General features: G+C 35.3%; 21 protein-coding genes, 2 pseudogenes and 1 riboswitch. Of the genes and pseudogenes, 20 read left to right on the top strand and 3 right to left on the bottom strand.

The window, feature by feature from the left end; all coding sequences use genetic code 11:
- Positions 1 to 129: 129 nt before the first annotated feature.
- From rraA to AC3WVZ_RS14735, 7 genes are all read left to right on the top strand, one after another.
- Positions 130 to 609 (top strand): ribonuclease E activity regulator RraA, encoded by a 480-nt coding sequence (rraA, locus tag AC3WVZ_RS14765; RefSeq protein WP_233935001.1) that lies wholly within the window; start codon positions 130 to 132, stop codon positions 607 to 609.
- A 339-nt stretch (positions 610 to 948) separates the two neighbouring features.
- Positions 949 to 2757 (top strand): DUF4430 domain-containing protein, encoded by a 1809-nt coding sequence (locus tag AC3WVZ_RS14760; protein WP_233935000.1) that lies wholly within the window; start codon positions 949 to 951, stop codon positions 2755 to 2757.
- Positions 2758 to 2814: 57 nt separating this feature from the next.
- The gene (locus AC3WVZ_RS14755) at positions 2815 to 3651 is read left to right on the top strand and encodes a DUF4430 domain-containing protein (RefSeq protein WP_000048899.1); all 837 of its coding nucleotides are present in this window, start codon (positions 2815 to 2817) and stop codon (positions 3649 to 3651) included.
- Positions 3652 to 3673: 22 nt separating this feature from the next.
- Positions 3674 to 4552, top strand: coding sequence for an energy-coupling factor transporter transmembrane component T (locus AC3WVZ_RS14750; protein ID WP_002182901.1), 879 nt, complete (start codon positions 3674 to 3676; stop codon positions 4550 to 4552).
- Entirely contained in the window at positions 4525 to 6186 is a 1662-nt protein-coding gene (locus AC3WVZ_RS14745; RefSeq protein WP_065382099.1) for an ABC transporter ATP-binding protein, read from the top strand. Before AC3WVZ_RS14750 ends, AC3WVZ_RS14745 begins: the two co-directional genes overlap by 28 nt.
- Positions 6159 to 6860 carry an ECF transporter S component gene (locus AC3WVZ_RS14740; protein ID WP_000043896.1) on the top strand — a complete coding sequence of 234 codons (702 nt, stop codon included), beginning with the start codon at positions 6159 to 6161 and terminating at the stop codon, positions 6858 to 6860. Before AC3WVZ_RS14745 ends, AC3WVZ_RS14740 begins: the two co-directional genes overlap by 28 nt.
- 182 nt (positions 6861 to 7042) lie before the next feature.
- The gene (locus tag AC3WVZ_RS14735) at positions 7043 to 7765 is read left to right on the top strand and encodes a YwiC-like family protein (RefSeq protein WP_063220612.1); all 723 of its coding nucleotides are present in this window, start codon (positions 7043 to 7045) and stop codon (positions 7763 to 7765) included.
- 30 nt (positions 7766 to 7795) lie between these two features.
- Here AC3WVZ_RS14735 and AC3WVZ_RS14730 read toward each other — a convergent pair whose 3' ends face one another.
- Positions 7796 to 7987, bottom strand: a complete 192-nt coding sequence (locus tag AC3WVZ_RS14730) for a hypothetical protein (protein ID WP_000554032.1) — start codon at positions 7985 to 7987, stop codon at positions 7796 to 7798.
- A 158-nt stretch (positions 7988 to 8145) separates the two neighbouring features.
- Positions 8146 to 8244, top strand: a riboswitch (SAM riboswitch).
- A 100-nt stretch (positions 8245 to 8344) separates the two neighbouring features.
- Between AC3WVZ_RS14730 and AC3WVZ_RS14725 the strand changes: the two genes are divergently transcribed.
- From AC3WVZ_RS14725 to AC3WVZ_RS14710, 4 genes are all read left to right on the top strand, one after another.
- Positions 8345 to 8602 (top strand): hypothetical protein, encoded by a 258-nt coding sequence (locus tag AC3WVZ_RS14725; protein WP_000171476.1) that lies wholly within the window; start codon positions 8345 to 8347, stop codon positions 8600 to 8602.
- Between the two features lie 262 nt (positions 8603 to 8864).
- Positions 8865 to 9254: an SWIM zinc finger family protein gene (locus AC3WVZ_RS14720; protein WP_233934998.1), complete on the top strand. Its 390-nt coding sequence runs from the start codon at positions 8865 to 8867 to the stop codon at positions 9252 to 9254.
- A gap of 23 nt (positions 9255 to 9277) precedes the next feature.
- Positions 9278 to 9853: an NAD(P)H-dependent oxidoreductase gene (locus AC3WVZ_RS14715; protein ID WP_001101572.1), complete on the top strand. Its 576-nt coding sequence runs from the start codon at positions 9278 to 9280 to the stop codon at positions 9851 to 9853.
- Positions 9850 to 10203, top strand: a complete 354-nt coding sequence (locus AC3WVZ_RS14710; protein ID WP_001006477.1) for a hypothetical protein — start codon at positions 9850 to 9852, stop codon at positions 10201 to 10203. The genes AC3WVZ_RS14715 and AC3WVZ_RS14710 overlap by 4 nt, the downstream gene beginning before the upstream one ends.
- 40 nt (positions 10204 to 10243) lie before the next feature.
- Here the strand turns inward: AC3WVZ_RS14710 and AC3WVZ_RS14705 are convergent, their stop codons facing one another.
- Entirely contained in the window at positions 10244 to 11590 is a 1347-nt protein-coding gene (locus tag AC3WVZ_RS14705; protein WP_000490029.1) for a short-chain fatty acid transporter, read from the bottom strand.
- Positions 11591 to 11726: 136 nt separating this feature from the next.
- Between AC3WVZ_RS14705 and AC3WVZ_RS14700 the strand changes: the two are divergent.
- The 6 genes and pseudogenes from AC3WVZ_RS14700 to AC3WVZ_RS14675 all read left to right on the top strand — a co-directional run.
- Positions 11727 to 12042: pseudogene (locus AC3WVZ_RS14700) on the top strand (thiol-activated cytolysin family protein); the annotation flags it as partial.
- 224 nt (positions 12043 to 12266) lie between these two features.
- Positions 12267 to 13474: pseudogene (locus AC3WVZ_RS14695) on the top strand (serine hydrolase domain-containing protein).
- A gap of 765 nt (positions 13475 to 14239) precedes the next feature.
- Positions 14240 to 14992 carry a DUF7225 domain-containing protein gene (locus AC3WVZ_RS14690; RefSeq protein WP_000158215.1) on the top strand — a complete coding sequence of 251 codons (753 nt, stop codon included), beginning with the start codon at positions 14240 to 14242 and terminating at the stop codon, positions 14990 to 14992.
- Between the two features lie 383 nt (positions 14993 to 15375).
- Entirely contained in the window at positions 15376 to 15933 is a 558-nt protein-coding gene (locus tag AC3WVZ_RS14685; RefSeq protein ID WP_000813659.1) for a TetR/AcrR family transcriptional regulator, read from the top strand.
- A 14-nt stretch (positions 15934 to 15947) separates the two neighbouring features.
- On the top strand, positions 15948 to 16310 hold the full coding sequence (locus AC3WVZ_RS14680) for a DMT family transporter (RefSeq protein WP_001198613.1): 363 nt from the start codon (positions 15948 to 15950) through the stop codon (positions 16308 to 16310).
- A complete protein-coding gene (locus AC3WVZ_RS14675; protein WP_001080899.1) occupies positions 16307 to 16741 on the top strand; it encodes a YvaD family protein in 435 nt (144 codons plus the stop codon). The genes AC3WVZ_RS14680 and AC3WVZ_RS14675 overlap by 4 nt, the downstream gene beginning before the upstream one ends.
- Positions 16742 to 16913: 172 nt before the next feature.
- Here AC3WVZ_RS14675 and AC3WVZ_RS14670 read toward each other — a convergent pair whose 3' ends face one another.
- On the bottom strand, positions 16914 to 17459 hold the full coding sequence (locus tag AC3WVZ_RS14670) for a transcriptional regulator (protein ID WP_049108471.1): 546 nt from the start codon (positions 17457 to 17459) through the stop codon (positions 16914 to 16916).
- 122 nt (positions 17460 to 17581) lie between these two features.
- Here AC3WVZ_RS14670 and AC3WVZ_RS14665 point away from each other — a divergent pair, with 122 nt between their 5' ends.
- The 3 genes from AC3WVZ_RS14665 to AC3WVZ_RS14655 are packed head-to-tail and all read left to right on the top strand — an operon-like array spanning position 17582 to position 19508.
- Positions 17582 to 17821 carry a PLD nuclease N-terminal domain-containing protein gene (locus tag AC3WVZ_RS14665; RefSeq protein WP_000690914.1) on the top strand — a complete coding sequence of 80 codons (240 nt, stop codon included), beginning with the start codon at positions 17582 to 17584 and terminating at the stop codon, positions 17819 to 17821.
- A complete protein-coding gene (locus AC3WVZ_RS14660; protein WP_065212028.1) occupies positions 17818 to 18723 on the top strand; it encodes an ABC transporter ATP-binding protein in 906 nt (301 codons plus the stop codon). Before AC3WVZ_RS14665 ends, AC3WVZ_RS14660 begins: the two co-directional genes overlap by 4 nt.
- On the top strand, positions 18720 to 19508 hold the full coding sequence (locus AC3WVZ_RS14655) for an ABC transporter permease subunit (protein WP_001065773.1): 789 nt from the start codon (positions 18720 to 18722) through the stop codon (positions 19506 to 19508). The genes AC3WVZ_RS14660 and AC3WVZ_RS14655 overlap by 4 nt, the downstream gene beginning before the upstream one ends.
- The last annotated feature ends 155 nt before the right edge of the window (positions 19509 to 19663 follow it).

Raw genomic sequence — 19663 nt, 5'->3', positions numbered from 1 at the left:
GGTAGCTTCTTAAGGCAATAGTTTTTGTATCCTTTTCCCGCACGTACAAATTATTGCAATATTAGACAGGGAAACGATAATAAGCCAAGAATATGTTATGTAGAAAGAAAAAGGAAAAGAGGGAACAAGATGTGGAAAACTACTGATCTATGTGATGAATTTGAAAAGGAATTACAAATATGTCGCCAGTCTTTTCGGTCTTTTGGGAAGAAAGAACAATTCCACGGGAAAATTGCAACTGTAAAAGTGAAAGATGATAATGTACTAGTGAAGGAAGGATTGCAAATATTACCAGAAGGAACAGTATTAGTTGTTGATGGCGGAGCGTCTACTAATTGTGCGTTACTTGGTGATAATTTGGCAGCTATTGCGGAAGAAAGAAAGCTAGCAGGAATTATTGTGAATGGGTATGTTCGTGATTCTAGTGAACTAAAGAATATTAATATTGGTATTTTAGCGTTAGGAACGATGCCAAATAGAAGTGTGAAAGAAGGAAAAGGAGAACGAAATATTTCATTGCACTTTGGACAAGTGGATTGGAATCCAAATGAATATGTCTATGCGGATGAAGATGGCGTCATTATTAGTGAAAAGAGTTTACATCGTTAAGAGTTAATAAGTTATTATTCTTAGAAAATAAATCCGATAAAGCATGGACAAAATTCTTTGTCAATAGTAAAATAATACAGAAATTTAAAATTTACAGAATGTATAGGTTTATCGTTTTACGATAACTTAAATGGAAGTAAGTTGTGCCAAGAAAAGTGAATGTTATCACAATGATACGTTCATAAACAAAATTATTTTTCCTATACAAATATAGCCGCGAATAATGCGGGTAGGAGGTGTTGTACATTTTTGTTCGACACTTACAAAAAGAGAGTGTCAATCGCACGCCCTTGAAGGGCCTTTTTTTGTGTAAATGGTAGTAAGGGAGGAAATTTTGGGATGGCAATGTTGAAAAAGTGGCTGCTTACGTTGTTAATGGCAGTGACACTTGTATTTGTTTCTTTTGCGAATACAGTACATATTACGTTTGCTGAAGGAAATACAGCAAAACTTGCAATTATTGGGGAATCACAAAAGGGCATTATGTTATGTCCGAAAGAAGAGCAAATTAAAGATGGGGAAACAGCTTTAAGTTTGCTGCAAAAGGTCATGGGGGACAAAGTAGAATCTGAAACGATGTCGTTTGGAACATATGTAAAAGGAATCGATGGTTTAATGGCCGGGGCTACAAGTGCTTGGCTATATGATGTAAATGATAAGTCTGCAGAAGTCGGAGCAGATAGTTATAAATTAAAATCTGGAGATGTTGTGGTCTTTCGCTTTGTTTCAGACTGGAGCAATATAAGCCAGGAAACATTGAAAGAAACGTTAGATAAGTTCGGGACGTGTAAAACAGAAGAACCTAACGGTGGCAAACCAGAAGAACCAAAGACGGATGATCCAAAACAAGAAAAACCAGAAGAACCGAAGACGGATGATCCAAAACAAGAAAAACCAGAAGAACCAAAGACGAATGATCCAAAACAAGAAAAACCAGAAGAACCAAAGACGGATGGTTCAAAACAAGAAAAACCAGAACAACCAAAGCAAGAGAACATTCAAAATCCAAGTGCACAATTAAACGAAGCCATTTCTAAAACATCAGATAAGATGTTACAAGATGGAATTGAAAGTGACTGGGTAGCTGTAGCGCTTTCTCGTTCTGGAAAGAATGTGCCAATTGAGGCGAAATTAAATTATGTTAAGTCAGTAACTGAAAAAGTAGAAAAGCGCATTAATCGTTTTTCAGCGACAGATTTAGCTAGAACAATTATTATGATGAATGCAATGAGTGCAGACCCTAAAAATGTAGGTGGACATAATTTAGTTCAAAAATTGTATGAGTCAGATAAAGTGAATTCTGTTACAGGTTATGCATTTGCTTTACTTGCATTTGATACGAAGAAGTATGAGATTCCAGTTGAATCAAAATGGAACAGAGTTGCTCTAGTGGAAGCACTGTTAAATAATCAGCATACAGACGGTGGATGGACTTATAATAGTTCAGGTAGTAAAGATAGTGCTAGTAGTGTTGATGTATCAGGTATGGTTTTATCAGCATTAGCTCCTTATCAAGAGCGATCAGATGTGAAACCAGCTATACAAAAAGCTGTTGCGTATTTATATAACGAACAGCTGCAAAATGGCGGTTTTTCAGCTGATGGACAAGAAAATTCAAATAGTACTGCGCAAGCAATTATTGGATTATCGCTTGTTAAAGATGTAGATCAAAATCGTCTTCATAAGGCAATGCAAAACCTATTATCATATCAACTTTCAAATGGTGAATTTAAATGGTTACCAAGTGATCAAAATGGTAACGGAATGGCTACAGAACAGGCTCTTTTAGCATTACTTCAATTTAAGGAAATGGGAAAATCTATTTATGATTGGTCTAATGTAGACGCTGGTGATGTAATTAAGCCAAAACCGATTGAAGAGCCAGAAAAGGTCGTTGAACCAGAAAATAATGTAGTAGAAAAAGAAGTTATTGAAGAACCGAAAGAACAAAAACAAGTACAACAAGAAACAAAAGATGAAAATCTAAAAGTAGTTGTAGATAACGAACCGGTTAAGAATAAAAAAATCGGAAACGATAACAGTCTACCAAAAACAGGAGCATCTTCTCATGGCGCAGCAACAGAAGTAGGTATGGGTGTATTATGTATTGCTTCTGCATATGTATTATGGAGACGTAAAGCAGCTTAACAAAAAATTAGGAGCAATTATTTGCTCCTAATTTTCGTATGAAAGGTGAGAGATAGGATGAGTAAGGTGAAATGGTTCATTTCTTTACTGCTTTCGCTCGGGCTACTTGCCGGATGTGAAGAGGCAGCTGTAAAGCCTGAGAAGAAGGTAGAACCGAAGCAAGAAGAGGTAGCGAAACAAGAAGTACAAAAAGATGAAGCGAAGCCGGAAGAAAAAACAGAAGAAAAGCAAGCTGAATCAGAGCAAAAGCAGCAAGAAGAGCAGAAAGAGAAACAAGAACAAAAAGTAGAAGAGAAGGCGAAAGAGGAAAAGCCGCAGGCACAACCAGAGGTAAAGAAAGAAGAGAAACAACAGGAACAACCGAAAGAACAGCCGGCTGTAAATAAGCAACCAGAGCAGCAACAAGCACAAGAAGAGAAACAACAACCGAAAGCACCAGAAGTAAAAGAAGAAGCAAAGGTTGTGAATCAGCCGAAAGAAACACCGAAGCAGGAGCAAAAGAAAAAGCCAGAAGAGAACAATAGTGTACCAGCTCCACCAACACCGGTACCACCACTAAACCCAGTGCCACCACCAGTACCACCAGTACCTAAAGCAAAACAAGTAACAATCTCGGTAAAAGGAAATAACGGATATATAATGGGTGCGAAAAAGATGGATGTACAAGATGGCGATACTGTGTATAAAGTATTACAACGTACAGGATTAGATGTTGATGCAAGCGGATCTAGAGATAGTATTTATGTAAAAGGTATTAATGATTTATATGAAAAAGATATTGCGGATACTAGTGGATGGAAATATCGTGTGAACGGTGCTTTTCCAAACCATAGTGCTGGTGTAGCTACGGTAAAACCAGGAGATACAATTGAGTGGGTATACGTATTACAATAAGAAAGGCATTCGGTAAAGGGCTATGAAAATAAGTTTTTCTTCTTTACATCCTTTTGTGAATTTTTTCTATTATATCGGGGTGATGATACTATGTATGATGTGTCTTCATCCTCTTTTTTTAATTGGAGCAATAGTATTAATTATTATGTTAAATGTGATGCAAGGAAATAGCGAAAAGATAAGAAAGATGCTACCGAGCACAATTGTTTTCTTTTTTATGGTAATTTTATTTAATTCGTTATTAACGCATAGAGGTCGAACTACGTTATTTTGGTTAGGTGATAGCCGTATTAAGCTTGAGGCGATTATGTTTGGAATAGTAATGGGGTTATTACTAGTTGCAGTTATGTTTACGTTTGCGTCATACAATGATATTATTTCCAGTCATAAATTTTTATATTTGTTTTCAAGAATTTCACCGAAAGTTGCATTGTTAACGATGATTACAGTGAGATTTGTTCCTTTGTTTATAAGGCGATTAAAGAAAATCACACTCGTCCAAAAAACGAAAGGTGTGCAGGTAGATTCAGGTTCGATAATAGAACGCGTCAAAAATGGTATGCAATTGCTGCAAGTATTATTAATTTGTTCATTAGAAGATGCACTGCAAACGGCAGATTCTATGCAAGCTCGTGGATTTGGTGTAACGAAGCGTACGACGTATATTCGCTATAGAATGGAAAGGCGTGATTGGTATACGCTCAGTTATTTAATCATTTTATTTATAGCTGCTATTGTATGTAGTAATTATGGCGGAGGGAAATTGATTATTTATCCGAAAGTCGAATCTATTTTATTCCAGCAATACGATGGAATGATGTTTGTATTATTTACACTGTTTATTAGTTTACCAATTATGATGGAAGGAAGGGAATGGATATGGTGGCGCATGCAGAAATAAACAATTTATCATTTGTATATGCTGATGAAAATAAAAAAGCGTTACAGCATATTTCTCTTTCTGTTCAAAAAGGTGAGTTTATTGCACTTGCTGGAGGATCGGGATCTGGGAAGACGACGTTATTAAAACATTTTAAAAAGGAGTTACTTCCAATTGGTACGCGTTCTGGAGAGATATTTTATGAGGGTGTTTTAATAGAGGAAGTAGCTGATTTGTTATCTGCCCAAGAAATTGGGATGGTATTTCAAAACCCAGAAAACCAGATTGTTATGGATACAGTGATTCAAGAATTAGCATTTTCTTTAGAAAATATCGGATTACCATCACATATTATTCAAAAAAGAATAGCAGAGCTTATTAGCTTTTTAGGATTTCAAGATTTATTGCATCAATCTGTTCATACGTTATCTGGTGGGCAGAAGCAGCTTGTCAATTTAGCTGCGGTATTAGTTATGCAGCCGAAATTGCTATTATTAGATGAACCGACAGCGCAGTTAGATCCAATCGCTGCAAAAGAGTTTTTAGGATTATTAAAACGGATTAATGAAGAACTTGGAATTACGATTATTTTAAGTGAACATCGTTTAGATGAAGTTATCCCGCTTGCAACACGCGTTGTTTGTATGGATAATGGCCGTATTATGTATGATGGTAGTCCTAAAATTGTTATTACGGATATGTGGGGAGTAGAAACATTCCGTCCATTTATTCCGCAAATTCCAAGGCTATTTTTAGAGTGGAATGTGAGAGATATTCCGTTTACAGTGCGAGAGGCGCAAATGAAAATGAATGATTTTGCAGCGATATCATATGTAAATGACCCAATAGCACAAAGTGAAAAGCAAGAGGTAATTTTAAGCGCAGAGCATATTTCGTTCCAATATGAAAAAAATAGTCCGCTTATTTTACGTGATTTATCAGTTCCAATTGAAAAAGGAAAATGGGTAGCGCTCGTTGGGAAGAACGGTACAGGTAAGTCTACACTGTTAACGATTTTAGCAGGATTACAAAAAGCGAGAAGAGGAAAAGTAAAGTGGAACGGAAAAGTGGTACATAAAATCGATTCGAAAGAACGGTTTAAAAGTATTGGGTATGTATCGCAGCATCCGTATTACCATTTTACATTTGATACAGTATGGGACGAGGTTTATGAACGTGCGCGTGAATTATATGGAGAACAAGGAAAAGAAATAGCAGAAGATACGCTAAAACAGTTTTGGTTGTACTCGCTTAAAGAACGCCATCCGCATGATTGTAGCGGAGGAGAGCAACAATTACTTGCGTTATGTACAACGTTATTATCAAAGCCAACGTTATTATTACTTGATGAACCGACAAAGGGATTGGATCCATGGAAGAAAGAAAGAGTAGGAGAACTATTTAGGAAGCTGCAAAAAGAAGGTACAACAATTGTAATGGCAACGCATGATATTGAGTTTGCAGCGAAATACGTGGATCAATGTATGATGTTATTTGATGGAACAGTCATTATGAATGATGCACCGAAAGAATTTTTTAGCGGCAACTTCTTTTATACAACATCTATTAATCGATTCATTCGAAAAGAATTGCCATATGCATTAACGTGGGAGGATGTGTACGAAGCTTGTCCAAACAATATGTTGCATTCATAATATGTATCTTTGCAGTAATAATCGGCACATTACTCTTTACGACACTTGTTATGGACGGTTATTACATGTTAAGTAGTTTGTTTCTATTAGCGGTTATTATGTTACCTTTCTATATCCGTTTTGAAAGAAAGGCGTTTGTTTCACGTGAAATTGTTCTCGTTGCTGTATTAGCGGCAATTGCAGCAGTAAGCCGGGTGCCATTTTCTATTTTACCAAGTGTACAACCAACTTCTTTTGTCATTATCGTTTCTGCAATTGTATTTGGAAGTGAAACTGGTTTTATGATTGGTGCTACAGCAGCAATCGTATCTAATATTTTTTTAGGACAAGGTCCATGGACACCGTGGCAAATGTTTTCGTGGGGCATGATTGGTTTTATAGCAGGTTTACTTCGTAATACATTTTTTATGAAAAAGCTATGGGGAAGACTTCTTTACGGAGTAATTGTTGGCTTTTTATTTGGCTGGATTATGAATTTCTGGGGCCTTCTCGGTTTTATACGAGAAGCAACATGGGAAACTGTCATTTCGTATTATATCGCAAGTTTTTACTTTGATTTGAGCCATGCGATTTCGAATGTTATTTTCTTATTACTATTTAGTACTTCATGGATTACGATTCTTACAAGATTTAAAAAGAAATACGGTATATTAGATGAGCATAACGTGACATAGAAAAGCATACTCATATAAGGTAGGGTCGCGACTTACATATTCGTTTGCCTCTTTCATGCTTCTTACATAATGTAAGGAGCATTTTTTTGTCAAAAAATCGATTCAATATGCATCCGCTATTATATAAAATTATTTGTATAATTGTAGGTGAGAACTTTTTTCAAAAGGGAGGTGTATAGTTAATGAAGTTAGTTATTCCGAAGCAACATGGTGCATGGGCCATGCTTGTTATTCCTTTTTTATTAAGTGTCATACTTGGGAAACCTACTATTTATCATATTCCATTGTTTTTAGCGTGGTTCTTTATCTATTTAGCTACGTACCCATTTCTTACGTACATAAAGCAAAGACGAAAAAAAGAGTTTTTACAAGTTTCCATTATTTATTTTCTTATTGCGTTCCTATTTGGGATGATTTCTTTATTATATGAGTGGCGAATTCTTTTATTCGTAATAGTAATGATTCCATTATTTATAGTGAATATGTATTACGCTCGTCAAAAAAATGAAAGAGCACTATTAAATGATATTTGTGCGATTATTGTGTTTTGTATCGGTGGGTTAATTAGTTATTCCTTTTCAATGAAGCAAATCGATCATACAGCATTATTCATTGCGCTTATTTCATTTTTATACTTTTTAGGTAGTACGTTCTATGTGAAAACGATGATTCGTGAAAAAAATAACCCGAAGTATCGTCTTATATCTTGGGGATATCATATCGTATTAACGATAATCATATTTGTGATTAATCCGTGGTGTTCTCTTATTTTTATACCAAGTGTCATTCGAGCAATTGTGTTGTATGGCAAAAAAATTTCTATTAAAAAAGTAGGAATTTTAGAAATTGCTAATTCTGTATATTTTTTAATCATAACGGCAATAATTATGAAGTATGCCATTTGAAAAAACTTCCCATCAATTGATGGGAAGTTTTTAATCTTTTTCTAAAATGTGAACGGTGTACTCGCAACGTTGAATAGCTTGTTCAACAGCATAAAGTGATTGTTCAATACGAGCGCGATTAAAATCTTTTTCAACTGTTTCGAGCGCTTCTTCTAAACAATTTTTAGCTTCTTGTAATGATTGAAAAGAATCTTGTACATATCCGCGAGCATTTTGATGCATTTCATAATCCTCCTTGCATGTTCGTATATGGGTAGTATGAACAGTAAGGAAGAAAATATAATTTGTTATATTTATTATATTTATTATATTTATTATATTTATTATATTTGTTTGACAATTAAAGTGGAATTACGTATAGTAAGAATTAAGTGAATATTTTCTTATCCAGAGAGGTGGAGGGACTGGCCCGATGAAACCCAGCAACCGCGATGCAGGTGCTAATTCCAGCAGAACATATTTGTTCTGGGAGATAAGACGAAGATATATACGTAACTTCTTCTTATCGGAGAGGTTTTTTTATTGCAAAAAAACCGATTACGAAAATTTATATTAAGAAGAAAGGGGTTGCGCATTACTGTGACACTCGAAAAATACGTAAAACTGCGTAGTACAGTTTATGAATATATGATAGAGCAAGATAAGCCGATATCATTGTTAGATATTCAAGAACATATCGTTTCGCATCATGAAGGAAAATTCACGAAAAAGATGTTGCATCAATTTTATTTATCAAGATTATTAGACGAACTAAAACTGGATGGGAAAATTACATTAGCTGATGAATATCTCTATGCTGAAAAAGGGGTATTGTATAAGGCGAGAAAAGGGAGCTAAGCTCTCTTTTTTTCTTAAAATAACGGAGTATGTAGAGTAAAAGACTGCTAAAGCAGCCTGATACAGGGAATGGTGTTGAGTGTGTAGTGTCAAAAATTGAATGTGCCTGAAAGAGGCAATTCATATCGGCTGCAAATGAAAAGAGACACCTTCGCCGAATAGGTGTCAGTCGTTTTGTCACGTAGACTTGCTACTTAACAGTAATTAGAATAACATGCAGGATTTTTGAAGTCAAAAGGGAATTAAAGGAAGGGGTACAATTATGTACGCTTACTTATTAAAAGATATAACGAAATGGATCCCAAAGTACATTGTAGATAAGGGATATGAATATTATGAAGATGGGCATGTAGAAGATGTTGAAATACAAGATAAAAAAGTGTTTGCTTTCGTTACTGGAAATGCAGGGGATTATGAAGTAGTTATCGATCTCGAAGATTTTTCAGAAAGTAACTGTGAGTGTCCCTATGAAAATTATTGTAAACATATGGCGGCAGTTGTTTATGATATGCAAGGTGCTGGTGAGAGTGCAGTTAAAGAGAAACTGAAAGATTTAGAAAAAGAAGAGTTACTTATATTATTAAATCGATTGTTGCAAAGTTCGAAAAACGTACAAATTGTAGAGAAGTTATTAAAGAAGGAGAAACTTTAACGTATAGAGGGAGTTGTTTTGTAGTGAACGTACTAATTATATATGCTCATCCTAACCCTTCAAGTTTTAACGCGGCGATTTTCAATCATGTGCAAAAAGGACTACAGGAAACAAATCATTCAGTTACCGTACTTGATTTATACAAAGAACAATTTGATCCAGTCCTCGTATTTAATGAAGAGAAGAAAAGACGCGATTTAGTAAATGAAGAGGAAACAGCTCGGTATAGAACGTTAGTAGAAGAAGCAGATACACTTCTATTCATCTATCCAATATGGTGGTGGGGGATGCCAGCAATTTTAAAAGGATTTATCGATCGTATTTTCGTAGCTGGATTTGCTTATAAATATGAAGGGGCTCTGCCGAAAGGATTATTGCAAGGGAAAAAAGCATGGGTTATTAATACGTTAGACTCGCCTCTATGGTACGTCGCATTGTTATATCGATCAGCAGATTGGATTATGATGAAGAGAGGTATTTTACGTTTTTGTGGCATTCGCGATATAAAACGGTCAGTGTTTCAATCTGTGAAAACGAGTAAAGTATCAAAGCGTGAGAAATGGTTATTACAAATAGAAGAAAAGGCTCGTGCATTATGAATGAAGTCGATCGTATTATAAACTGTGTTCAGTATGATGGCGAACTTTTTCGGAAGTATGTTACGTGTTTACTTCAATTGAAAAAATGCAGCGAAACATTTCAGCAAATTCAAATAGAGTTAAGAAATGATTATTTAATAAGAGGAATTTGTGAAAGAGAAGTTGATCAGGTAGTAAGGGGAAGTAAAGAATATGAAACATATTTTCTTCCTAAAGCGTTACAGTGGAATTTTTTGAGGGAACATCCACACCTGATCGGAAAAATTTGCGAAGATTTTTTTGCATTTGAGTCATTACATCTTACGGAGTTAGAGTGGGAGAAGATTATAAATTGCGTGGGAAATAAGTGATTTATTATGTAAAAAAGCTAGTATAAAACTAGCTTTTTGTTTAAATAAATAAGAAACATAGACTAATGATAAAACCCGCATATAGTAAGTTCACAACACAAAATCCCATAATGTCACGAGCACCTAAACCAGCTATCGCTAATGCTGGTAATGCCCAGAAAGGTTGAATTAAATTCGTCCAAGCATCGCCCCATGCAATTGCCATTGCTGTTTTTGCAGCAGGTACACCAAGTTCAGCGCCAGCTGGAATCATAATTGGTGCTTGCACAGCCCATTGACCGCCACCAGATGGAACGAAAATATTAACGATACCAGCACTTAAAAAAGTAAAGAGCGGGAAAGTTGATTCGTTTGAAATGCTAATAAAGAAATTAGAAATAGCTCCTCCAAGTGAAAGTCCTTCACTATTTGCTCCAATCATCATGCCCATAATTCCTGCGTAAAACGGAAATTGAAGTAAAATGCCAGAGGCACTTTTCGTAGAGTCTGAAAAAGCGCGAATATACTGAATCGGAGTGCGGTGGAAAATAAGTCCAGCAATTAATAACATAAAAATCACGATATCGAGAGTAAGATTAAATCCTTTCGTATAAAAGTAATTGAAAATATAAATGAGACCTAACAATCCAACGCAAAGTGTAATAATAATGCTATTTTCCATCTTTTCAGCGAACGTATTTTTTTCTACTTCTTGAGCAGCAGCTTCTTCATGGAACACGCTAGGATCTACTGTAATCGTATGTTTTTCATCTGGATGCATCGCTTTATTAATGAGAGGCATCGTAATGAGAAAAATAATAACTGGAACGAGAGCGTATGGTGAGAATAACGTTTCTGTTATTGGAATCGCCTCTTTAATACTTCCAGCAGTCGTTTTAATTAACGTTTCACCGCCTGTTGCTAACGTAAGAGGGATAGAGGCAGAAAGACCGGCATGCCAAATGAGAAATCCAGAGTAAGAAGAGGCGATTGCTAGTCTATAATCTAATCCGTCCAGCTGCCTTGCCACTTCTTTTGCGTATAAAACAGATACAACAATTCCAAAGCCCCAGTTTATGTATGCACCGAGTAAACTTACAATTGAAATGGCAATAATGCCTTGTCCAGTTGTTTTTGGTAGTCTGGCAGCTTTCGTTAATCCTTTTTTAATAAGAGGAGCATTTGCTAAAGCAGATCCTGTCACGAGTACAAGTGCCATTTGCATAGAAAAGGCGAGGAGTCCCCAAATTCCATTACCCCAGTGATTAATCATTTCTACAGGTGTTTGGTGAGTCGCAAACATACCAAAAAAGATAACGAAAACAGTTAGTAAACATGATAAAATAAACGGTTCTGGCAAGAAGCGCTGCACTAAGGCGACGCAACCATTTGTAAAGGAACGAAACAAAATAAATCAACCTCCTTATGTATATGTATTACAATTATTCGAGGTGTTTCGTTCATAACCTTTTATAATCGGAAAATTATGATATTTTAAAAGGGGATTGAAATATTTTCAATAAGAGTAGTACCATCATCACCCTGACAAAAAAATGATGGTAGCGGCATATAAGCAAATATTCTATACCGTAAGTGCTGAGCTACCTAACAATCCATCCAATCTGTTTGATAATAGTGTTTACTTTTGATGAGTTAACTCGTAAAGGAGTAAGTCATTCAGCTTCACCTGTTATGGTTTCAAATGTAGCTTATGGTAGAACGATTTATGTAAAATTAGAAACAACATCTAAGAGCAAAAATGTACAATCTGTTTTTAAATCCTTACTTAAGGATAACAGCGTTGAAACAAGTGGACAGCATAAAGATATTTTTGAAGAAAGTACCTTTACTGCTGTAGTATTCATATTTTTTATGGCTGTATCAATGTTTTTAATGATTGCATTTCCCATTATTAAATCCCCATAAATATAGCCTATCTGAGGTTGATAGTGATGCATGGTGCCTCCATGTATGTAAATGCATTTTGTCGAAATTATTAAAAAGGGGAATCTTTCTATTTGAAGAACTAATAATTGATTGTCAATATGTATTAGAAATCTCAATCTAAACTAAAGGAGAACAAAATGGAACAAAACAATAAGGGCTTTTCTGAAACAGGATTGCGCAGCATGTCGATTCTGGAAAGATTCCTGGGCTCGTCGCCTTAGTCAGCCGAAACGGCGAGACGCACGTCGAAGCACTTGGAACAATGAGGCATGATGGTGGTGCACCAATGCGTCGGGACACGATTTTTCGATTGGCGTCCACTAGCAAGCCAATCGCAGTTTCACCAGTAATGGTTTTGCTCGATGAGTGCAAACTGCATTTAGACGACCCAGTAGACAAATGGCTACCGGAACTTGCCGACCGGCAAGTGTTGAAACGACCCGATGGCCCGCTAGAAGAGACCGTCCCAGCACGGCGTCCTATCACTGTACGAGATTTGTTGACCTCCACATTCGGGCTCGGAGTGGATCTCACGTTGATGGGTTCTCCAATCATGAACTCGTTCTTCGAGAGTGGGATATTCGACACGCCAGGGCAGGATATGCCCGATCCAGATGAGTTTATGCGTCGCCTAGGTGCACTTCCGCTAAGCTATCAGCCCGGAGAGCGGTGGCAGTATCATATCAGTATAGAAGTAATCGGCGTTCTTGTTGCCAGGGTCACGGGTCAGACGTTCGAGTCGTTCTTGCGCGAACGTATATTCGATCCGCTAGGAATGAAGGACACTGGATTCTACGTACCTCAGCTCAAGATTGATCGGCTTCCACCAGCCTTCAACCCCAATCCGCAGACAGGTGAATTCATCGTGTGGGATGAGGGGGCGGGTGGACGTTACAGCAAACCTCCAGCATTCCAAGCAGGCGGTGGTGGACTGCTTGGAACCGTCGACGATTATCACGCTTATTTGCAGATGCTTTTGAATAAAGGGATGCACGGTACTAAACGGATCTTGTCTAGGCCCGCAGTCCAGCTGATGACCACCAACCGTCTTACTCCGGAACAACAAGTATACCGAGACGATTTGGCCAAAAATAACGTCCATTTGTCGTTCGGACAAGGGATCCAAGGTGGCTGGGGCTTTGGGATGGCGGTGCGTACCTATCTTGGAGACTACGCGTCTATTGGTCAATTCGGCTGGGATGGTGGAACCGGTACTTCAGCTTACGCTGATCCAGATAAACAGTTTATTGGAATTCTGTTCACCCAGGTGGGGATGTCCACTCCGGCCCCATCGCATCTTATCCAAGACTTCTGGACCACGGCCTATCAAGCAATCAAAGACTAGGGTACGTTTAAAGGAAAACGCCAAGAAGTATAGATAATCATAGGCTTGATGGCCACGATCACCACCATGGTTAAAAGTTAGGATAGGACCGTGTTGGAAGTACTGCGGTAACAGGTGGGCATTATTAATAATAGCACAACAAAAAATCCTCTTGGATGCAAGAGGATTTTTTTATTGGGAATAGTAAGGACGAGAGGAGGTGCATTACATATGGGAAAAGGTAGAAGTAATAATGCTGGTAAAAAGCAACCGAATTTCGATGATTCATCTAATTTCGCTAAACAAAGCCAACCGACAGAAAAGAAGAAGAAGTAAAAAAAGGATCTCTCTTGATAAAGAGAGATCCTTTTTTTACTATATTGACGTTTCAGCACAACATATCGATTGCTCAACCAAATAGTCATTATAGTCATTCAGGCAAGGCTTAAACTCCTTCGAATGGAAGTTAATTTAATATTATTGTCCTGCTTTTTATAATGCTTCTTCACGTTTACCTTATTTAAAAAGCCAATAAAAAAAAGACACGTTTCCTAAATAAACGAGCTCTTAATGGAGTATTATCTTTATTTTGAGTATTTAATAAAATTCTCCAATTTATATTTTATAATAGTCTATGAAATGTAATTAATTAAATGTAAAATTTATATAGTGAGTTATAAAAATTTATGGAGAACTTTAAATATATTATTCTACAATCAGGCCAAATTATAGAGTGAAAGTTCTACTAGGGCTAAAAATATTGGGAGACATGAGGAGAGGGTTACATTGACTATTTATGAGCAATTTATAGAGGCTCTTAAAGAAAAAATAGGTGATACTGTAACATCTGCAGAGATAAAGGACAGATTAATAGCAAAATTTCATACGAAACCGGGGAGTATGAATCCTGCTAATTATTGTTATAACCGCTATAACAAAGGAAGAGCTGTTAATAAAAATCTGTTTATATATATAAATAAAAAAACTTATAGATATGTAGGTGAAAATTATCCTTATAATGGATTAGTTTTTCACAAACCTAAAGGGGCAGAGTGTGAATCTGTTATAGGTGAGTGGGATAATGGGAAACTTCTTGTCTATGAGGATAAGGACAAAATAGGAATCTCACAAATTAAAAAGTTATATGAGGTATACTTTGAAATGTTACGATTTGAAATGAATGTTCTTGGTTGTAAGGCGACTGAATTAAGGCATCTTATAGGTCGTCTAGGTGAGTTTTTTTGTGTCCTTTACACGAATGGTGAGCTATCCAAAGTGACGAATCAGCATGGATATGATGTCATTAAAGATGGACGAAGAATAAGTGTTAAAACAACTGCTCAAGAAAAAGGGTTTATCACGATTAATCAAAACACATTTGACCAATTCGATGACTTCTTCGTAGTTCAGTATAAAGATGATGATTTGAAACTATTATTTTATGGGTCAAAGGAAGAGATTCCATCACTTAGACCATATGGGAATATTTATGAGGTTGATATAAATTCTTTAAAGAGAGTAGAAAAGACACTCCTATAGGGTGTCTTTTTAGCAGAAGTAAGCAGCTCCAACAATGATAATTCAGCTTTGTAATTGTTATAGGAATCATATGAAACAAAAAATATTAGTGCTCAGTGACTAATATTTTCTATCCGGCCCCATCAAACTAAAAAAGAACATATACAAACATAGCCTTATAGAATTGTATTTAACTTTAGTTAAGTCTTTATGTATGAGTGTTATTTTATACATTCACTTAATTGTTGAATATGCAGGTATGATTCTCAACGCTCTTATGTTTACCTGTTTTGAGTTAAAAATAAGAAAATTTGAAATGTTAGTTGTATATATCGTGTTAAATATTGTAAAATGAAATGGTACCGAAAAAACTAAAACGGTACCAAAGGTTTAGGGGGCGGATTATGAAACAAAGAATAGTAACAGAAACAATTCATCAAATTCAAACGAAGGGGTTTACATTTACAATTAGTGATTTAGCAAAACAATTAGCTGTCAGTAAGAGGACAATCTATGAGCACTTCTCTTCAAAAGATGAAATAGTAGATGAAGTTATTCGTAATGTAATAGAAAGTATTCAAGAAAAGGAAAAAAATATCGCTAAAGATGATACGTTACAAACAGTTGAAAAAATAAGGCTCATTTTAATTTGCATTCCACAACAATTTACATTTATGGATGCACGATTATTAGTAGAACTAAAAAAACATCATTATTACCAATGGTTAAAATTAGATCAGTTTTTACGTGAAGGCTGGTCTACTGTAATCGGTTTAATAGAAGAGGGAATAAGAGAAGGAAGCATAAGAAAAATTCAAATTCCATTTTTTATTGAAGTGTATTTAGGGGCACTGAATCGCATATATGATCCTATGTTTATTGAAAAGAGTGATTATACATTGGGAAGTATGCTTGAATCAATTATGGATATGTTACTGTACGGAATTTCTAATTCGAAATAGAAGGTGGGAGAATAGTGCAGTGGATTTATTTAAGTTTAGCAATTTTATTTGAAGTAGCGGGTACAACTGCGATGAAACTATCTGATGGATTAACGAAACTTGTACCAAGCATTCTTATTTTTGTATTTTATGTAGTAAGCTTTGCATTTCTTTCATTTGCATTAAAGGGGATGGAAATGTCCGTAGCGTATGCGGTATGGTCAGGTATGGGAATTGTAACGATTACAACAATTGGTTTTATTTATTTTGGAGAAAGTATCAATATAATTAAGATACTAGCAATTCTTTTTATTTTAGTTGGAGTCGTAATATTAAATTTTAATAGTGCGGCACATGAAGCGAAGAAAAAAGAAATGGTGGAGGAACGTATACATTGAATCGATTAAAGTATTTTTTCCTTATTACTGATCTTGGATTTGTTGTATATTGGTTTATAACAATTTTCCATATGATTCCGCAAGAATATTTATTTAAAGATTATGAAGACCCAATTTTAGTAGCATGGAACTGGTCTTTTTTACCCTTGGATTTGTTAATCTCTTTAACGGGACTTTTAAGTTTGTATTTGTATTCTAAACAAAAACATATTTGGAGCCACTTTGCGTTTTTATCATTAATTTTAACTTTTTGCTCAGGGTTACAAGCTCTAGCATTTTGGACAATCCGTTTAGATTTTGATATGTCTTGGTGGATCCCTAATTTATATTTATTAGTCTATCCATGCTTCTTTTTAAAAAGCGTTTGGAGAGAGTGTGGATCGTATGAGACTAGCATGAGAAAAGAAAGAAAAGAAATCCATGTAATATAGGAAAGATAGGACCTTTAAGCACATTCTAATTCTAGATGCTACAACATTGCAGCTTCTAGATAAGTTTTTTCGTTAGCCGTACAGTAGTAGTCAAAACAATTTTCGAAATGAAGGTAGCCGATGATTCCTATGGTAAGGAAGCATCGGCTTGTATTATGTATATTGAGTGAGTTCACGTTTCTGGAATAATTGTAATAGCAACGGTCCGAACCGGAGTCTCTATTTCGTCGCCTTTACTTTGGCTATTGTAGTATTTAATCATTAATTCGTTAAGTTCGTTTTGAAATTTTCCAAAGTGTTCTTCATCTAGCTTTAATTCTACTACAGAAAAAGTAGCAGTATCTTCTTGACTGTTTTGTTCCTCTAATTTCTTAAGGTAACTTTGATATTGTGTCATAAGTGATAACTGATAATAGGAAATGTAGTTTAACTTTTCATCATCAGATAATCCTTTCCATTCACTTCCTTCAATTTTTGCATCTTCTTCATTAATTGCGTAATATTTTTCAGAAACAGATTTTACTTTTTTTTCTTTAATTACATGGACGATACCAGAATCAACCATAGTTTGCAGCTGTCTATATAGCGTTGCTTGTGGCACATTTTTGATAATTTTTACCATTTCTAATGGTGTCAGCCCATCTTCTTTATTTCTCATTAATACTTGGCAAATTTTCATTCTTACAGGATGCATTAAAATTTCAACTTTATTACTCATTATATCACCTTATGTATTGTTTTTTATTCTCATTATAAATAATGAGAATAATGATTGTAATCCATCCGTTTTTATTTTATCATTATCAATAATGATAATGATATTTAAAAGGAGTGATGACAATGAAAATACATTATGGATTGAATGATCTTAAAGACATTGATATTATGGCTTTTCTACCCATTATATTACCAGTTATTGCAGTGGGAGCACTTTTAGTTTTAATTGCATTCATTGATTTATATCGACATAGGAAAACAAGAAAAAATGTACTTGTATGGACGTTAATTATTCTTTTCGTTAATATATTGGGACCTATCTTGTACTTTGTTATAGGGAGAAAGGACAGTGAGAAATTATGAAATTAGAGATTAAAAATGTAACAAAATCATTTAAAGGAAAAATTGCTGTGAATAATTTCTCGATGGAACTGCAAGCGGGGGAATGCGTCGGATTAATTGGACCAAACGGAGCAGGGAAATCCACATTAATAAAAGTAATTTCGGATATTACTAATCCAACTGCTGGTGAAGTTTTATTGAATGGGATAAAAATATCAAAAATGAAAAGTGAAATTGGTTATTTACCTCAATATCCTAATTTTTTTCATTGGATGACAGCGAGAGAAACGCTTACGTTTATGGGCCAACTTTCGGGGTTGAAAAAAGAAGAATTGTCAAAGTCGATTCCAAAAATGTTGCAGAAAGTTGGACTAAAGGAAGAAGAAAATGCAAAGGTTAGTACATTTTCTGGTGGAATGAAACAACGACTTGGTATTGCACAAGCATTATTGCATAAACCTTCGCTTATTGTCATGGATGAACCAGTATCCGCATTAGATCCGATCGGCCGGCGGGAGGTATTGAATCTGATTAAAGAAATAAAAAAAGATACAACCATTTTATTATCAACCCACATCTTAAGCGATGCAGAAGAAATCTGTGAACGATTTGTCATTATAAAAGATGGAACAAAAATAGAAGACACAACAATTACGGAGCTTTTACACCGTAATCGTGAAAATAAATTAATTATTGAAATAACAGCTAAAGATCAAAAGTGGATTGAAATTGTAAAAAAATTACCGTATGTGAAGGACGTTGAAGTGGTTGGGCTTAAAATCAAAGTGAAGGTTGAAAGCATTGAAATAAATAAAAATATGTTATTGCAAAATGCACTCGAACATAAAGTGAACATCGTTAAATTTGAAATGAGCAACGATACTTTAGAAGAAATCTTCTTGAAATTGGTGGTGCAAAAATGAATAACTCAATTGTATTGATAAAAAAAGAATGTGTTCAAATGTTACGTGATTTCAAGATTATTTGGCTACCAATTGTTTTTATATTTTTAGGCGCAACACAACCGATAGTAACTCATTATTTGCCATCAATTTTAGAAGCGTTAGGTGGAGGACAGGGAATTACCATTGATTCGAGTATGGCAACGCAAAAAGGGGGCGAAGTATTAGCGAGTACTTTGGGATCCCAGTTTGATCAGCTTGGACTTATGATTCTAGTGATTTCTATGATGGGTGCTATTCAAACAGATAAAGCTAATGGTATGTTGGCCTTTATTTTAACAAGGCCTGTTACTGTTCCTTCATATGTAGGTGGGAAAATAGTGTCGAACTATTTAATGGTAGCGTTTAGTGTAACAATTGGATTCGTTACTTCTTATATATATGTAAATTATCTTTTTACTGTTGTTCCATTCGCACACCTAATTACTGGATTACTATTTTATTTAATTTGGGTTCTTTTTATCGTATCTTTCACAACAATGATAAGTGCTATTTTTCAAAGTCAAGGTATGATTGCATTAATTTCAATTGTTTTCCTTTTAGCTTGTAGAGTAATCGTCGGTTTGAATCCAATAATGGATCAGCTTAATCCAGCCAGTATGAGTAAGTATGCAATGGAAATGTTAGTCACGGGGGGAGTAAATTCAAACGCAATAATCAATGGATTACTAACTATAGTATGGATTTTATTGACACTCTTCGTAACGTTTTATTGGATTGCTAATAAAAAGTTTAATGATGAATAACCATGATGAGTATAGTAGATTTACGAATGCTTTTAAACCTGGAATAATATAATGGATTCAAATAAAACACCGAAATAAGAAAAAGCTTCCACTACTGTGGAAGCTTTTCTCAGGCTGTGGAGAAAGTCTTCTCCACAGCCTGTTTTTGTGTCTGA

Source organism: Bacillus sp. CPT56D-587-MTF, assembly GCF_058792335.1.
This window is presented reverse-complemented; position numbering and strand designations above follow the sequence as displayed.

Bases quoted from the DNA above. Each gene is read 5' to 3' on its own strand.
- rraA (WP_233935001.1), top strand. From the start codon at position 130: ATGTGGAAAACTACTGATCTATGTGATGAATTTGAAAAGGAATTACAA.
- AC3WVZ_RS14760 (WP_233935000.1), top strand. From the start codon at position 949: ATGGCAATGTTGAAAAAGTGGCTGCTTACGTTGTTAATGGCAGTGACA.
- AC3WVZ_RS14755 (WP_000048899.1), top strand. From the start codon at position 2,815: ATGAGTAAGGTGAAATGGTTCATTTCTTTACTGCTTTCGCTCGGGCTA.
- AC3WVZ_RS14750 (WP_002182901.1), top strand. From the start codon at position 3,674: ATGAAAATAAGTTTTTCTTCTTTACATCCTTTTGTGAATTTTTTCTAT.
- AC3WVZ_RS14745 (WP_065382099.1), top strand. From the start codon at position 4,525: ATGGATATGGTGGCGCATGCAGAAATAAACAATTTATCATTTGTATAT.
- AC3WVZ_RS14735 (WP_063220612.1), top strand. From the start codon at position 7,043: ATGAAGTTAGTTATTCCGAAGCAACATGGTGCATGGGCCATGCTTGTT.
- AC3WVZ_RS14730 (WP_000554032.1), bottom strand. From the start codon at position 7,987: ATGCATCAAAATGCTCGCGGATATGTACAAGATTCTTTTCAATCATTA.
- AC3WVZ_RS14720 (WP_233934998.1), top strand. From the start codon at position 8,865: ATGTACGCTTACTTATTAAAAGATATAACGAAATGGATCCCAAAGTAC.
- AC3WVZ_RS14710 (WP_001006477.1), top strand. From the start codon at position 9,850: ATGAATGAAGTCGATCGTATTATAAACTGTGTTCAGTATGATGGCGAA.
- AC3WVZ_RS14685 (WP_000813659.1), top strand. From the start codon at position 15,376: ATGAAACAAAGAATAGTAACAGAAACAATTCATCAAATTCAAACGAAG.
- AC3WVZ_RS14670 (WP_049108471.1), bottom strand. From the start codon at position 17,459: ATGAGTAATAAAGTTGAAATTTTAATGCATCCTGTAAGAATGAAAATT.
- AC3WVZ_RS14665 (WP_000690914.1), top strand. From the start codon at position 17,582: ATGAAAATACATTATGGATTGAATGATCTTAAAGACATTGATATTATG.
- AC3WVZ_RS14660 (WP_065212028.1), top strand. From the start codon at position 17,818: ATGAAATTAGAGATTAAAAATGTAACAAAATCATTTAAAGGAAAAATT.
- AC3WVZ_RS14655 (WP_001065773.1), top strand. From the start codon at position 18,720: ATGAATAACTCAATTGTATTGATAAAAAAAGAATGTGTTCAAATGTTA.